At 60.3% G+C, this 14,130-nt stretch carries 13 protein-coding genes; 7 read left to right on the plus strand and 6 right to left on the minus strand.

What is annotated here, in order from left to right:
* Window positions 1-76 precede the first annotated feature (76 nt).
* From HP556_RS19260 to HP556_RS19280, 5 genes are all read right to left on the minus strand, one after another.
* A complete protein-coding gene (locus HP556_RS19260) occupies window positions 77-1,693 on the minus strand; it encodes an ABC transporter substrate-binding protein (protein ID WP_175368164.1) in 1,617 nt (538 codons plus the stop codon).
* 150 nt (window positions 1,694-1,843) lie between these two features.
* A complete protein-coding gene (locus tag HP556_RS19265; protein ID WP_175368165.1) occupies window positions 1,844-3,274 on the minus strand; it encodes an NAD(P)-binding domain-containing protein in 1,431 nt (476 codons plus the stop codon).
* Window positions 3,271-4,029 carry an SDR family oxidoreductase gene (locus HP556_RS19270; protein ID WP_175368166.1) on the minus strand — a complete coding sequence of 253 codons (759 nt, stop codon included), beginning with the start codon at window positions 4,027-4,029 and terminating at the stop codon, window positions 3,271-3,273. Before HP556_RS19270 ends, HP556_RS19265 begins: the two co-directional genes overlap by 4 nt.
* Window positions 4,030-4,033: 4 nt before the next feature.
* Window positions 4,034-5,008 (minus strand): NAD-dependent epimerase/dehydratase family protein, encoded by a 975-nt coding sequence (locus tag HP556_RS19275; RefSeq protein WP_175368167.1) that lies wholly within the window; start codon window positions 5,006-5,008, stop codon window positions 4,034-4,036.
* A 145-nt stretch (window positions 5,009-5,153) separates the two neighbouring features.
* Window positions 5,154-5,900, minus strand: a complete 747-nt coding sequence (locus tag HP556_RS19280; protein ID WP_175368168.1) for a GntR family transcriptional regulator — start codon at window positions 5,898-5,900, stop codon at window positions 5,154-5,156.
* Between the two features lie 205 nt (window positions 5,901-6,105).
* On the opposite strand from HP556_RS19280, the gene HP556_RS19285 reads away from it, so the two are divergent.
* From HP556_RS19285 to hydA, 5 genes are read left to right on the plus strand one after another with little or no spacing between them, the layout of a single operon-like run.
* Complete coding sequence (locus tag HP556_RS19285) at window positions 6,106-7,110, plus strand: ABC transporter substrate-binding protein (protein ID WP_175368169.1); 1,005 nt, start codon at window positions 6,106-6,108, stop codon at window positions 7,108-7,110.
* An 8-nt stretch (window positions 7,111-7,118) separates the two neighbouring features.
* Window positions 7,119-7,934, plus strand: a complete 816-nt coding sequence (locus tag HP556_RS19290) for an ABC transporter permease (protein ID WP_175368170.1) — start codon at window positions 7,119-7,121, stop codon at window positions 7,932-7,934.
* A 3-nt stretch (window positions 7,935-7,937) separates the two neighbouring features.
* Entirely contained in the window at window positions 7,938-8,726 is a 789-nt protein-coding gene (locus tag HP556_RS19295; RefSeq protein ID WP_175368171.1) for an ABC transporter ATP-binding protein, read from the plus strand.
* A complete protein-coding gene (locus tag HP556_RS19300) occupies window positions 8,723-9,448 on the plus strand; it encodes a maleate cis-trans isomerase family protein (RefSeq protein WP_175368172.1) in 726 nt (241 codons plus the stop codon). The genes HP556_RS19295 and HP556_RS19300 overlap by 4 nt, the downstream gene beginning before the upstream one ends.
* Window positions 9,449-9,496: 48 nt before the next feature.
* Window positions 9,497-10,921 (plus strand): dihydropyrimidinase, encoded by a 1,425-nt coding sequence (hydA, locus tag HP556_RS19305; protein WP_175368173.1) that lies wholly within the window; start codon window positions 9,497-9,499, stop codon window positions 10,919-10,921.
* On the opposite strand, the gene HP556_RS19310 is transcribed toward hydA, so the two are convergent.
* Entirely contained in the window at window positions 10,907-11,797 is an 891-nt protein-coding gene (locus HP556_RS19310) for a LysR family transcriptional regulator (RefSeq protein WP_175368174.1), read from the minus strand. The two genes, hydA and HP556_RS19310, sit on opposite strands and share 15 nt — an antisense overlap.
* A 95-nt stretch (window positions 11,798-11,892) precedes the next feature.
* Here HP556_RS19310 and HP556_RS19315 point away from each other — a divergent pair, with 95 nt between their 5' ends.
* The gene (locus tag HP556_RS19315) at window positions 11,893-12,867 is read left to right on the plus strand and encodes an NAD(P)H-dependent flavin oxidoreductase (protein ID WP_175368175.1); all 975 of its coding nucleotides are present in this window, start codon (window positions 11,893-11,895) and stop codon (window positions 12,865-12,867) included.
* Between the two features lie 50 nt (window positions 12,868-12,917).
* Window positions 12,918-14,102, plus strand: a complete 1,185-nt coding sequence (locus HP556_RS19320; protein ID WP_420878682.1) for an ABC transporter substrate-binding protein — start codon at window positions 12,918-12,920, stop codon at window positions 14,100-14,102.
* Window positions 14,103-14,130: the final 28 nt, after the last annotated feature.

The following is a 14,130-nucleotide window of genomic DNA, read 5'->3' on the forward strand; positions in this document are numbered from 1 at the left end:
TTAAGTTCGCAAGCTGCGTAGATCCGAAGCGCCGCTGAGGGGCGCTTCGGGATTCGCTCGCATGGTGCTCGGATGATCACTTCCGGCTGAGGTCGCGGTAATCGACCTGGCGATGGAACTGATAGGTGTAGCCCGTCAGGTTCGAGGCCATCACCGCGTCCTGGCTCGGCTGCCACAACGGAATCTGGGGCATCAGGTCGAAGTTCATCGCGTTCAGCACCTTGCCGTCGGCTTCGTACTTGGCCTTGTCAGCCTCGAAACGAGCCTTTTGCGCGACCGCGGTCAGCTCGGCATTGTCGATAGAGCTGTAGTTCCAGCGCTGGTTGCCAGTGTAGAAGTTGCGGTAGAAGTAGTCGGTCGACGGCAGCCAGGCAACGATGCCTTCGGTGAAGAAGGGCAGCTTCTTCTCGGTGATCTGCGTCGACATCTGTGCGTCCGGCAGCTTCTGGATATCGACCTTGATGCCGATCTTGGCGAGCGATTCCTTCAGCAGCGCAGCCATCGGCTCAGCCGTCGCCGACTGGCCGACATTGAAGCTGAACGTGGTCGAGAAACCGTCCGGATAGCCTGCGGCCTTCAGATAGGCCTTGGCCTTTTCGAGGTCGAGCTTGATCGGCTGCTTGATCGGAAATGCACCGCTCGGCGGCTTGCCATCGGCCCATGTAGCGCCGGCCAGCAAATCACCGCGGCTGAAGAGTGCCGCCTTGAACATGTCGTCATAAGGCAGCGCATAGGCCACGGCACGGCGCACGTCCGGCTTGTCGAAGGGCGGCATCTGGTTGTTCATCGAGATGAAGGTGATGGCGTTATACTGCGGCGTCGAGATCACCTGCAGCTTGCCCTTGGCCTCTAACGCCTGCGCGTCGCTGGCCTGCAGATCGATGACGATATCGGCGTCACCCTTTTCAACCAGGTTGGCGCGCGTTGCCGGCTCCGGCACCGACTGGATGATCAGGCGCTTGAAGAAGGCCTGCTTGTCGCCGGCGGCACGATTCCATGCGTCATTACGCTTGAGGATGACCTGCTCGCCGGGCTTGAAGGTCTCGACGATATAGGCGCCGGACCCGGCGGTGTTTTCCTTCAGCCAAGCCTGTGCCCACGGATCTTCTTCGGTGGCGTGGGCCTTGGCGAGTTTCGAATTGATGATGATCGGATAGACCGTGGCGAGGTTCGGCAGCGCCAGTTTGTCCGGCTGCGGCAGTGTTACTTCGAATGTCGTGGGATCGATCACCTTGAACTGGCTGGCATCGGTAAGCGATCCGGTCAGCAGCTGCGCCTTGCCAAGGATCTTGGCGGTGACGGCGCGGTCGAGCGACCACTTCACGTCCTCGGCCGTGACCGGCGAGCCGTCCTGGAATTTCGCGTCGTTGCGCAGCTTGAAGGTGATCTTCAGGCCATCCGGGCTGACAGAGTAGGACTCTGCGAGTTCGCCGCGGATCGTGTCGAGATCGAACACCCATTTGCCATTCAGCTGCTTGCGGCCGAACGAGACGAGACGGTCATAGGTCGAGAGGCTGACGGCGAAGGCTTCGCGGGTCGAGCCGGGAATATTGGGATCGAGCGTGTTGACGGCGGCGCCGGTCACGTAACGCAGCGTCTCGGCGCGGGTCTGCGCCTTGGCAGGAACGGCAGCGGTGAAAAATGCCAGCGCTGCGGCGGCGCCGAGCATCTGCTTGGAATAGATCAGTCCCATAACCCTATCCTCTGAATTCGACGGAAACTCTGAACGGACTCGTCAGTGCCTGACCTGTCGAGCGACTCATCCACTGAAGCAAGGAACGCGCCAAACGATGGTCGATAGGTGCCAAGCGGAGAACTTTCCCCGTCGGGATAATTTGGTCCTTTAGCTTTTTGCCGCAGCTTCCGTCGCCCTTGCAATGGTCACTTGTGGAACGTCGTAGGCCTCGAACGCGGTCCAGTATCGCTCGATATCCGCGCGGAACAAGCCGCGCGTCAGACCATGCACCAGTTTCGGGATCGCGGTGGTCATCGCATTGATCGATGACCCCGACGGACCGAAGCTCATGGTGGACGCAATTGCGAAAAGATGGATGTCGGCGATCCACGGCGTGGTGCCGGGAACGCGTTCCATCAGCGCGTAATCATCGCCGAGATATGGAAAACGGCCGAGGCGCGGGCTGAACTCGGTATCCGGCGGCTGGTAGCGATCAGACCAGATCGCGATATTGCCGGCGCAGCTCTGTAGCTCACGACGGCCTGCGAAATCCATGTCGATTCCGGTTCCGCAGATCACGAAGTCTGCGGTGAAGGTACCCTGTGGCGTCTGCAATGTAACTTGGTTGCCTATTTTTTGTGCCGACTGAACGGGCGCGTTTTCGTGGAGATGGAAGCCGGCATGCCGTGCACAGCGATCCCAGGTCGGCTGTGGGAAGCCTTCGCGCAAATCCATGAGCCGGCGCATGAAGCGCCAGCGCCAGGCATCGTCGAGTTCGCTGAAGTGACGCAGCAACCCGCGGAAGGTTAGCCAGTGGTAGGGCTGCACGATCTGGATTTCCGCGCGGCGGCACAACAGGTGCACCTCAGCGCCGGCTTCGAGCGCGGTTGCCGCATTGTCGAAGGCGGATGCGCCGGCGCCGATCACGGCGACGGTCTTGCCACGCAGGGCTTCGAAATCGATATCCGCGGATGCATTCACGCAAAGCGACGATGGCAGGTGCTGGAGTTGCCCCGGGATCATCCAGTTGCCCATGCCTTCCTGTCCGGTCGCCAGCAGCACCTTGCGCGCATGGATGATTTCGATGCCGTCGACGCCTTGTACGGTTGCTGCAAGCAAGCCGTTCGCGGCAGGTCCAATGTCCAGGATTTCGCAGCCATTGCGTACAGGCACGCCGGTGATGCGCCTGAACCACAGCAGATAGTCCGCCCAGTGTCCGCGCGGGATGCGATCGAGCGCCTGCCAGTGATCCTTCCCGAACATGGCTTCGTGCCATGACTGATAGGTGAGAGCGGGGATATCGAGATCGGGGCCGGTGAAGTGTTTGGGGCTGCGCAGCGTCGGCATGCGGGCGTAGGTGAGCCAGGGGCCTTCGCGGCCTTCGGCGCTTTTGTCGACAACGAGTATATTGGTGACCTGCGATCGTAGCAGGCCAAAGGCCGCTGTGACGCCGCCCTGGCCGGCGCCGACGATCAGCACGTCCAGCGCGGCTGTGCCGTCCGGCGCGGATTTCGGCTGCAGCCACGGCATGTTCGGATGGGCGATCTTGTGGAGATCGTCGCGGACCTGCGCTTCCAGCGCTGAGAGTGCGTCGTTCATGCTGCAAGCCATCCGCCGTCGACCGCCATCACGGTGCCGGTGGTGAAGGAGGATGCATCGCTCGCCAGATGCAGCGCGGTCTGCGCGACTTCTTCGGCCAGACCGAACCGCTTCATGGCGTGACGATTGCGCGAAGCGTCGCGCACGGGTTCGGGGTCCGCATGGCGCGCGAAACTGCGGCGCAGCAGGGGCGTGTCGATCGCGCCCGGCGCGATGGCATTGACGCGAATGCCATCAGTCGCGAAATCCACCGCCATGGTGCGTGTCAGGCTGATGATCGCGCCTTTAGCTGCGATATAGGCGCTATTGCCCTTGCCGCCGGCAATGGCCAATTGCGAGGCCAGCGTGATGATCGATCCCTTGCCCTGCTTCTGCATCTGCGGAATGGCCGCACGCGCCCACAGCCAGGTGCCGCCGACATTGGTGTGAAACACGGCGTCCCAATCTTCTGGCGCTGTAGTCACCACGGTGCCGCCGCAGGAAAAGCCAGCCGAGGTCATCAACACGTCGAGCTGACCGCGCCGGGCGACGATCTCCCCGACCACGGTCTGCGCAAAATCGCCGTCGCCGACATCACCGAGATGCATCGACGCCTTGGTTGCATTGGGCAGTGTCGCCAGCGTTTCTTTCAGGCCGGCCTCGTCGCGATCGACCAGTGCGACAAACGCGCCTTCCTGTGCGAACAGCCTGGCACTGGCCTGGCCGATGCCAGAGCCTCCGCCGGTGATGATTGCCGTACGCCCCTGAAGTCTCATGTCATCATCCTATGCTGTGCCGCGCCGACCAGTCGATCAGATCCGCGGCTGAGTCGGCGCAGCCGAATTTGGCGCGCCATCCGAATTCCTGCTCCAATCGCGCGACCGATAGCGGTGCCCTGTCGCTGTCACTGTGCAGATCGATGGTTGGGGTTTCGCCGGTGCTGGCCAGGCGGCAAACAAAGCCCGGATGGGATTCCGCCAATTGCTGCCCCCATTCCAGCGCTGACCACGGCGTGGCGGTTGAGATGTTGTAGAGGCGATGCTGCGTCTTCGGCGCCTCGATCAGCAAAGTCATGGCATCGGCGACATCGGGCGCATAGATCCAGTCCCGCACGCCGGAACGGACCAGAATGGCGGCGCTCTGCTTTGCGTGCGCCGCGAAAATCTGCATCAGCGGGCTGAGCGTATCCCGTACGCCTGTTGCGCGCTCCCATGGTCCAAACACGGCGCTGAGCCGCACGCTGATGAAATCGGTCTGCCAGAGCGCGGCGAGGCGCGCGGCGACTTTTTCCGATGCAAATTTGGTGATCGCGTAGAGCGAGACGGGATCGCAGGGCAGCTCTTCATCGAGCAGGGGATATTTGAACGCGGACGTGCCGTATGCACCGGCAGACGACAGATTGATCACGCGTTTGACGCCATGGCGGCGTGCTGCCGCGAGGATCGGCGTTTGCGCCATCAGGTTGACTTGCAGGATGCTTTCCGGATCGGCGGCATCGCGCTCTGTGCTTGCCGTGATCGCAGCGCCGAGAACAATGGCATCGAAGCCCGTGGTGATGACACTGTCGATCAATGTCCGGTCGAGCACATCGCCGATGATCACCGAAAGCCTGTCGCCATAGTCAGCGAAGGCAAGCTGCGCCGCCGGTGGCAGGCCCGAACGGTCGAACAGGGTCACCACATGGCCGCGCTTCAACAGGGCTTCCGCGATATTCAGCCCGACAAAGCCGGTGCCGCCAAAAACGAGAATCTTCATCGATCAGCCTATGAACCGCGGAGCGGTCCTTCGCCCCTGTTTGGACCATTGCGCTCCATGCCCCAAGCACGTTTTGCAGGCGCTTGGCGATTATGCGGTGTGCAGCGATACGGGCCCAGGCTTTATTCGTCGTGATAGAGGCCTGCTAGGTCTTCGCGTCGGTCGCAATCTTCAATGTCGCAAGAACGGCATCGCCCGTCTTGCGCGTATGCGCACTGAGGGAGGCTGCAAATCCTTGCGCGTCGCGCGCGCGAAGCAGAGCCATGAAAGCCTCGTGTTCCTTTACGGATTCCGTCCACCGTGCCGCATCATAATTGGCGGTGGCCCGTGCCCGATAGATATTCGCGTTCAACGTCGTCCAGATATTGAGGAGCACGGGATTTTTGGCGAGCCTGGTAATCTCGATATGGATGTCCTGGTTCAGCCTGAAATAGGCCGGGCGCGATGCTTCGCGATGAAGGGTAACAAGCTGGTCGTGCATCGCACTGAGCCGGGCAATATCTTCATCCGTCGCGCGCATTGCGGCCTCGGCGCCGGCAACGCCGTCCAGTGCGACCATGATCGCAAAGCTGTTTGCGATTTCTTCCCTGTCGACCGGGGTGACGACAGGGGTGCGGTGAGGGCGCAGTTCGATCAGCCCTTCGGAGGCCAGTATCTTGAATGCTTCGCGCAAGGGTGTGCGCGATACGCCGAACGTTTCGCACAACATCTTTTCTGGCAAAGGGGCTCCGGCCTGGAGTTCGCCATCGACAATCATTTCGCGCACCTTCGCGACGAGTTGATCGTGCAGCGACATACGGTCCAGCGGCCGTTTTGAATGATCCGAGGAGAGTTTCAGCCGTGTCGGCTTGAAGCGCGTCCGAAGCTTCGCGCGTGGGGCAATCTCACTCATGGTTCAGTCTCTCGGGTGGCGAGGTTGCCTCCAAACGACATCCTTCGCCCAAAAATGCAGCATCGAAATCGAGATGACAATAATTAATAGTAATTGATATTACTATATAATTTTACGATTGTATATCGTATCCGGATTGGCATGAGGCTTGCTGAGTGGTGGACGTATCGTGAATTCACCGCCACCCGCTCCGGAGATTGCGACGATGAAGAAAAATCTGCTCGGCATTCTGATCGCGCTTTGTTTGGCATCGATTGCCCCGGCCGCCATGGCCCAGTCCGAGTCGGTGATCAAGCTCGGCTATGCGAAATGTGCGCATTGCACACCGATGTCACTCACCCCGCAATACGCCAAGGGCGTTCAGATCGATGCGGTTGGATTTAACACAGGCACGGATGCGCTGACTGCGCTTGTCTCGAAGAATATCGACGTCGCCCAGGTGACCTATCTTCATTATGCGATCGCGCTCGACAAGGGTTTCGACGTGGTCGCCATTTCCGGGCAGGTCAATGGCGGTTCGGCAATGTTGGTCGGTAATGATCTGTCGATCGTTCCGAATGACTGGGCTTCGCTCAAGAAAGTCATCGCTGACTACAAGACAGCGGGAAAGCCATTCCGCGTCGCGGCGTCCCGCGGCAACGCGCAGGACATTCATATGCGCGGCGCCTTTGCCAAGCAGGGCATCGACATCAACAAGGATGTGCAGTTCGTCAACATTCCCAATCCCTCCGATCACCTTCAGGCGCTGCGTCGCGGTGAAATCGAGCTGATTTGCACCGTGGAGCCGTTCGCCACGCAGATCCTTCAGGCCAAGGCCGCCAAGATGTTTGGCCTTCCCTACGATCAGGCGGCGGGAAAGCTCACTAACCTGATCCTGACGCGATCCGATGTCGTCAAGGATAAGCCGAAGCAGCTCGAAGAGACCGTGCGTGCGGTTGTGAAAGTCGATGAATTCGTCGCGGCGGACAAGGGTGCCCTGATCGACGTGATTTCCAAGATCACCGGCCTCGACAAGGCCATCGCCACAGGCGCTGTCGAAAACCTCGATCCGGATCCGAAGATGTACCGCGCATCGGCGCTCGCCATCGCAGCGATGATGCGCGACCTGAAATATATCAATTCCGACGTTTCGGCGGCCGTCGAGAAGAACATGGACTACCGCTTCCTGGAGGAAGCCACCGGCAAGCCGAAATCCGAACTCGGTTACTGAGTCCGGTGATGCGCCAAATCGTCGCGATGTTGAGACGGCTGGATCGGTATGTCGTGCCGGTCCTGATCCTGGCGGGCTGGGAAGCGTTTTCCCGATCCGGCGCACTGCCGGCGGCGCTGTTGCCGGCGCCTTCCACCGTGGCCTGGGCCTGGGCGGATTGGGTGTTCGGCACCGACGGCAATACCCAGACCTATAGCGGCCACTGGCTGTTCGACATGCTCGCCAGTCTGTCGCGCGTTCTCGCGGGCTTTGCCATCGCCACGGCGCTGGCCGTGTCGGTCGGGGTCGCCATCGGGTGGTCCCGCACTGTCGAGGTGATCATCGAGCCGACGCTGCAGACGCTCCGGCCGATCCCGCCGGTGTCGTGGATTCCGCTCGCCATCATCTGGTTCGGCATCGCCAACAAGCCGGCGATCTTCCTGGTGTTTCTCGGCGCCTTCTTCCCGATCCTCCTCAATACGATCCACGGCGTGAAGACCTGCGATCGCAATCTGATCCGCGCCGGAGCCATGGTCGGCGGCGGCAATCGCCAACTGTTGCGCTTCATCGTGCTGCCGGCGGCACTGCCCAGCATCTTTGCCGGTCTGCGGATCGGCATCGGCTCGGCCTGGATGCTGACGGTGACGGCGGAGATGGTCGCTGTGAAAAGCGGCCTTGGCTATGTGCTGTGGGATTCCTATTATTTCCTTCGCTATGACCTCGTCCTCGCTGCGATGGCCAGCATCGGCCTGCTCGGTTTTCTCAGCGATTTCGGCATCCGTCTCGTGATGGCGCGCGTGCTGCACTGGCAGCGCAACACGACGATCCAGAGCGGGGAGAGCTAGGTCATGGCGACGATCGAAATCTCCGGTGTCTCCAAAATCTTCAAGGACGCGAAACGCAAGGCCGATGTCACGGCTCTCGACGACATCAATATCAAGGTGGAGAAGAACCAGTTTCTCTGTCTGCTCGGCCCCAGCGGATGCGGCAAGTCCACGCTTCTCAATATGATCGCAGGCTTCGAGAAGCCGTCATCCGGCACCGTCACCGTCGATGGTCAATTGATCACGGCGCCCGGTTCGGAGCGCGGCGTGGTGTTTCAGCAGGCCAACCTGATGCCGTGGCTCCCGGTCTGGGAGAATGTCGGCTTCCACCTGCTGCTGCGCGGTGGCCAGAAGGCCGTGCGCCGCGAAACAGCACAGCGCTATATCGACATGGTCGGGCTCACGGGATTTGAAAATCATTATCCGTCCGAACTGTCAGGCGGCATGAATCAGCGTGTCGGCATCGCCCGTGCATTGCTGATGAATCCGCAGGTCATCCTGATGGATGAGCCGTTCGGCGCGCTCGATGAGCAGACCCGGATGGATATGCAGAATGAACTCGTCCGGATCTGGCAGGAACACCAGGGCACGATCGTTTTCGTCACGCATGGCATCGACGAAGCACTGACGCTGGGCACGCATGTTGCCGTGATGAGCGCCCGTCCGGGGCGTATCCGCGAAATCATCCCGTTGGACCTGCCGCGGCCACGCGACATCACTAGCCCGCAGTTCAACGAAATCAAACGTCACGTTCTCGATCTGCTTCGATCTGAACGGACGAAACCATCCCTCGAAACTCTGGATCATTCATGACCAAACGTGTGCTTCTCGGAATGCTGACGCCTTCGTCGAACACGGCGCTGGAGCCGATCACGACTGCTATGCTTGGCGAATTGCCCGAAGTCTCGGCGCATTTCTCGCGTTTCAAGGTCACGGAGATCGCGCTGTCGAACAAGGCGCTCGCCCAATTCGACAATTCGGAAATCCTGCGGGCCGCAGAATTGCTGGCTCATGCGAAGGTCGATGTCATCGGCTGGAATGGAACATCCTCTGGCTGGCTCGGCTTTGAGGCGGATGTCCGCCTGTGTGAGCAGATCACCGCAGCAACCGGGATTCCTGCGACGACGTCGATGTTGGCTCTCAATGAGATTCTTGAACATCAAAAGGTGAAGCGTCTGGGGTACGTGACGCCATATCTGGACGACGTTCAGGCCAGGATTCTGGAGAATTATGAAAAGCTGGGCTTTGCGTGCCAGGGTGAACGCCATCTCGGCCTGCAGGATAATTTCTCGTTCTCCGAAGTGCCCGTTGTGCAACTTGAGGATATGACGCGGGACGTGGCCAAGGAAAAGCCAGACGCTATCACGATCATCTGCACCAATTTGAGAGTTGCACCATCCGCGGCGAAACTGGAAAGGGAGACGGGCATTCCGGTCTATGACACCATTGCCACGGTGGTCTGGAAATGCCTGAAGATGGCTGGCGTCGATACCAAACGCGTCACCCAATGGGGATCGCTGTTTCAGCAAGTCTAGTATTTGTCTGTATGCAACCTGCGTTGCTGAATTGATGAGGTTTTGCTCATGACCGCTTTCGATACCGTCATTCGTCATGGCACCATTGCAACCGCGAGCGAAACCTACAAAGCCGATGTCGGTATCAGGAACGGCCGCATCGTTGCCATCGGCGAAGCGCTGACCGACGCGAACGAGACGGTCGATGCAACCGGTCTGCTGGTGCTGCCCGGCGGTATCGACAGCCACGTTCATATTGCGCAACCATCCGGCCCCGGCATCGTGATGGCCGACGATTTCGAAAGCGCCACGCGCGCCGCAGCCTTCGGCGGCAACACTTTCGTGATGCCTTACTGTCTGCAGGCGAAGGGCCAACCGATCCGCGAGGCGTTGAAGAATTATCACACGCTTGCCGATCAGAATTGCCATATCGATCATTCCTTCCACCTGATCATCGCCGATCCCAGTGAAGCGGTACTCGGGCAGGAGCTGCCAGCCTTGATCGCCGATGGATACACCTCGCTCAAGGTCTTCATGACCTATGAAGACCTTGCACTGAGCGATCTGCAGATCCTGCAGGTACTGGCCGTGGCGCGTGAATCCGGTGCACTGGTTCAGGTTCATGCGGAGAATTACGACGCCATCCGCTTTCTGGTCGACAAGCTCGAACGCGACGGCAATGTCGGCCCGTATTTTCACGCCAAGTCGCGGCCTATCGTCGTTGAGCGCGAGGCCACGCACCGGGCTATCTCGCTGGCGGAACTGGTCGATGTGTCGATGGTGGTGGTTCATGTCTCCAATCGGGAGTCCATGGAAGAGATCCGCCGCGCTCAGATGCGCGGGTTGACGATCCATGGCGAGACCTGCCCGCAATATCTCGTGCTGACCGAAGAGGATCTGAAGGATCTGGGTATGGAGGGCGCGAAATATGTCTGCTCGCCGCCACCGCGCGATCTCGCCAGCCAGCAGGCATGCTGGGAAGGTTTGCAGCAGGGCGTATTCTCCCTGTTCTCGTCGGATCATTGCCCGTTTCGCTATGACGACGTGCAGGGCAAGCAACCACCCAACGCGCGTACCAGCTTCCGCTGGATTCCGAACGGCATTCCCGGTGTCGAGACGCGCCTTCCGATCCTGTTCTCGGAAGGTGTCAGCAAGGGCCGCATCACGCTCAACCAGTTTGTGGCACTGACCTCGACCAATCATGCGAAGACCTATGGCCTCACCGGCAAGGGCTCCATCGCCATCGGCTACGATGCCGATATCGCGCTGTGGGATCCGAAGCGCCAAGCAACGCTCACCCAGGCGAACCTGCATCACGGCGCCGATTACACACCTTATGAAGGTCTGGAGATCACGGGCTGGCCGGTGGCAACGACGCTGCGCGGGAAATTCGTGACGCGTGGCGGCAAGCTCGTCGGCGGAAAAGGCGAGGGACGCTATGTCAGTCGTGCGGCGCCATTTCCCGGAAAGGGTGCGACATCAACGGCCGCGTAGCAGCGCGCGGTCGTCGCGCGCGCAGGCCGTGATGAATTCCAGCACGGCGCGCACCGACGGCTGATCGACGAGGTCCGGATGGGCCAGCAGCCAGATGTCTGAGAGGCTGGCCAGCTTCTGCGGTGCGACGCGGACCAGATCCGGATGGGCGTCGCCGACGATGCATGACAGCACGCAGATGCCGATCCCTGCGCGGACCGCTGCGAGCATGTCGGCCTGCGACGAGCAGCGGATGGCGACGGTGGCGTCCTTGGTGATGTGGTCGCTCCAGCGTCCGAGTTCGGAATTCGACGATTTGTCGGCGAAGCCGATGACAGTGTGGTCCTTCCAAGCGGCCCGCTGTTCGGGCAGCGGGCATCGCGCTGCGTAATCGCGCGAGGCGTAGAAGCCAACGCCGAGCTTGGCAATTTTCCGCCCGGTGAGATTTTCGTCGCCGGTCTGATACAGCCGGAGCACGATGTCGGCCTCGCGCTTGCGCACGCTGACCGGGAAGGGATGCGTCACCAGCTGGATCTCGACATGCGGATGCTGGCGGATGAAGGCGCCGATATGCGGCATCAGCCAGAAATTCGCGAGCGTCGGCCCGATGGACACCTTGACCACGCCGCGTGCGTTCTGGCCCGACGCGCCGGCGGCGGCTTCCGCTTTCAGCGCCGCCTCGGCCATCGCTTTGGTGCTCTCATGAAAGCGCCGGCCACGCGCCGTCAGCACCAGCCCTTCGTCGGAGCGCACAAACAGCTTGGTGCCAAGTTGCTTCTCCAGCGCCGCGACCTCGCGGCTGACGGTCGGGTGGCTGGTGCGCAACTGCCTGGACGCGCCGAGATAGCTTCCGGCGTCGACCACGGCATTGAAGGTGCGACAGAGATCCCAGTCCATGTGATCAAATCCGGAAGGCTTATTGTTCAAATTCGAACAACACGCGCGGGCGGTCAACCCCTATAGTTCGATTATAAAAATATAAGGAAACGCCTATGTCGCTCCCCAAAGCTCTCGATGGCACCCTCGAGCTGCCTGTGCTCGGTTCCCCGCTGTTCATCGTCTCCGGTCCTGAACTCGTCATTGCGCAATGCAAGGCCGGTATCGTCGGTTCGTTTCCAGCGCTGAATGCGCGGCCGGTGGAAGTGCTCGATCAGTGGCTGACGCGCATCGAGGATGAGCTCGGCGAATACAAAGCGAAGAATCCCGGCAAGAAGGTCGCGCCCTATGCGGTGAACCAGATCTGCCACACGTCCAACGACCGGTTGATGAAGGACATGGAAACCTGTGTGAAGCACAAGGTTCCGATCATCATCACCTCGTTGCGCCCGCCCTCGGAGATCGTCGAGGCCGCGCATTCCTATGGCGGCGTCGTGTTTCATGACGTTATCAACGTCAAGCATGCGCGCAAGGCAGCCGAGCAGGGCGTCGATGGCCTGATCCTGGTCTGCGCCGGTGCGGGTGGCCATGCCGGCACGCTGTCGCCCTTTGCGCTGGTGCGCGAAGTGAAGCAGTGGTTCAAGGGGACTGTGCTGGTATCTGGTGCAATCTCCGACGGCTACGGGATTGCGTCGGCGCTCGCGCTCGGCGCAGACCTCGCTTATATGGGCACGCGCTTCATTGCGACCGAAGAAGCCAATGCCGACCCGGCCTACAAGAAGGCGCTGACCGAATTCGCCGCGCATGACACGGTCTACACCAACCTGTTCACCGGTATTCACGGCAACTATCTCGGCCCGTCCATCGCAGCCGCCGGCCTCGATCCCGACAATCTTCCGGTGGCTGACAAGACCAAGATGAACTTCGGCTCCGGCGGTAACATGAAGGTCAAGGCCTGGAAGGACATCTGGGGTTGCGGCCAGGGTATCGGCCAGATCGTTGATGCTCCCCCGGTGGCAGAACTCGTGGATCGCCTGAAGCGCGAATATGCGGAAGCGACCGGAGACTTTGCGAGACGGGCACGCGCATAAGCGCGGCCCGATAAAAATATAACGGGGAGAAGACAATCATGACATCAGTCATGCTGAGGACGCTTGGGCTGTTCGCTTTTGCCGTCTGCGTGAATGCGCCGACGCAAGCCGCGGCCAACAGCAAGGAAGAGATCAAGATCGGGCAGACGCTTCCCTATAGCGGTCCGCTCTCGGGCTTCGGCGTGATCGGCCGCGCGCAGGAAGCCTATTTTGCCAAGCTCAACGCCGAAGGCGGCATCAACGGGCGCAAGATCAAGTTCATCAGTCTCGATGACGCCTATTCGCCGCCGAAGACCGTGGAGCAAACCCGCAAACTGGTGGAGCAGGATGAGGTTCTGATGATGTTCGGGACGCTCGGCACCGCGACCAACAACGCGGTGCATCGCTATTTGAACAGCAAGAAAATCCCGCAGCTGTTCGTGCTATCAGGCGCGACCAAATGGGCGGATCCGAAAGGTTTTCCGTGGACCATGCCGGGCATGGCCGCCTATGAATCGGAAGGCGTTGTCTACGCCAAGCACGTGTTGAAGACCAAGCCGGATGCCAAGATCGCCATTCTCGCGCAGAACGACGATCTCGGCAAAGACTATGTGGCTGGCTTTAAACGTGCGCTGGGCGACAAGGCCGCCAGTATGATCGTATCCGAGGCGACCTATGAGACCAGTGCGCCGACGATCTCGTCGCAGCTTGCGGCGCTCAAATCGTCCGGCGCGAATGTGCTGTTTGGCGCGGTGGTCGGCAAATTCTCGTCGCAGATGATCAAGGGCGTTGCGGAAATCGGCTGGAAGCCGGACCTGATGTTCGTCCCCACGTCCGCTTCGTCGACCACCTTTCTGGAACCGGCAGGTCTGGACAACGCCACCGGTCTGATCACGTCGAGTTATCAGAAAGACATCAACGACGCGTCATGGGCCAACGATGAGGACGTGAAGGCCTATTTCGCTTTCATGAAAGAGAGTCTGCCGTCAGCCGATCCGCGCAACACCAATTATGCGACCGGCTTCCTGAATGCGCATCTCATCACGCATATCCTGAAAGCGTGCGGCGATGACGTCAGCCGGGAGAATATCCTGCGTCAGGCGACGTCGATGAAGAACGTCAAGCTGCCGCTGTTGCTGTCGGGCGTCACGGTCAATACCGACAAGGATGACTATCTTTCGTTCCAGCAACTGCGGCTGCGCCGTTTCAACGGCAAGAATTGGGAAGGCTTTGGCGAACTGCTCGACGACCAGTGAGCATCTGTACCATCACATCGACAGAACA

The sequence above is a fragment of the Tardiphaga robiniae genome (genome assembly GCF_013359755.1).
GTDB classification, from domain to species: Bacteria; Pseudomonadota; Alphaproteobacteria; order Rhizobiales; family Xanthobacteraceae; genus Tardiphaga; species Tardiphaga robiniae.

Coding starts and splice junctions, on each gene's coding strand:
- HP556_RS19260 (WP_175368164.1), bottom strand. CDS start 1,693: ATGGGACTGATCTATTCCAAGCAGATGCTCGGCGCCGCCGCAGCGCTG.
- HP556_RS19265 (WP_175368165.1), bottom strand. CDS start 3,274: ATGAACGACGCACTCTCAGCGCTGGAAGCGCAGGTCCGCGACGATCTC.
- HP556_RS19270 (WP_175368166.1), bottom strand. CDS start 4,029: ATGAGACTTCAGGGGCGTACGGCAATCATCACCGGCGGAGGCTCTGGC.
- HP556_RS19275 (WP_175368167.1), bottom strand. CDS start 5,008: ATGAAGATTCTCGTTTTTGGCGGCACCGGCTTTGTCGGGCTGAATATC.
- HP556_RS19280 (WP_175368168.1), bottom strand. CDS start 5,900: ATGAGTGAGATTGCCCCACGCGCGAAGCTTCGGACGCGCTTCAAGCCG.
- HP556_RS19285 (WP_175368169.1), top strand. CDS start 6,106: ATGAAGAAAAATCTGCTCGGCATTCTGATCGCGCTTTGTTTGGCATCG.
- HP556_RS19290 (WP_175368170.1), top strand. CDS start 7,119: ATGCGCCAAATCGTCGCGATGTTGAGACGGCTGGATCGGTATGTCGTG.
- HP556_RS19295 (WP_175368171.1), top strand. CDS start 7,938: ATGGCGACGATCGAAATCTCCGGTGTCTCCAAAATCTTCAAGGACGCG.
- HP556_RS19300 (WP_175368172.1), top strand. CDS start 8,723: ATGACCAAACGTGTGCTTCTCGGAATGCTGACGCCTTCGTCGAACACG.
- hydA (WP_175368173.1), top strand. CDS start 9,497: ATGACCGCTTTCGATACCGTCATTCGTCATGGCACCATTGCAACCGCG.
- HP556_RS19310 (WP_175368174.1), bottom strand. CDS start 11,797: ATGGACTGGGATCTCTGTCGCACCTTCAATGCCGTGGTCGACGCCGGA.
- HP556_RS19315 (WP_175368175.1), top strand. CDS start 11,893: ATGTCGCTCCCCAAAGCTCTCGATGGCACCCTCGAGCTGCCTGTGCTC.
- HP556_RS19320 (WP_420878682.1), top strand. CDS start 12,918: ATGCTGAGGACGCTTGGGCTGTTCGCTTTTGCCGTCTGCGTGAATGCG.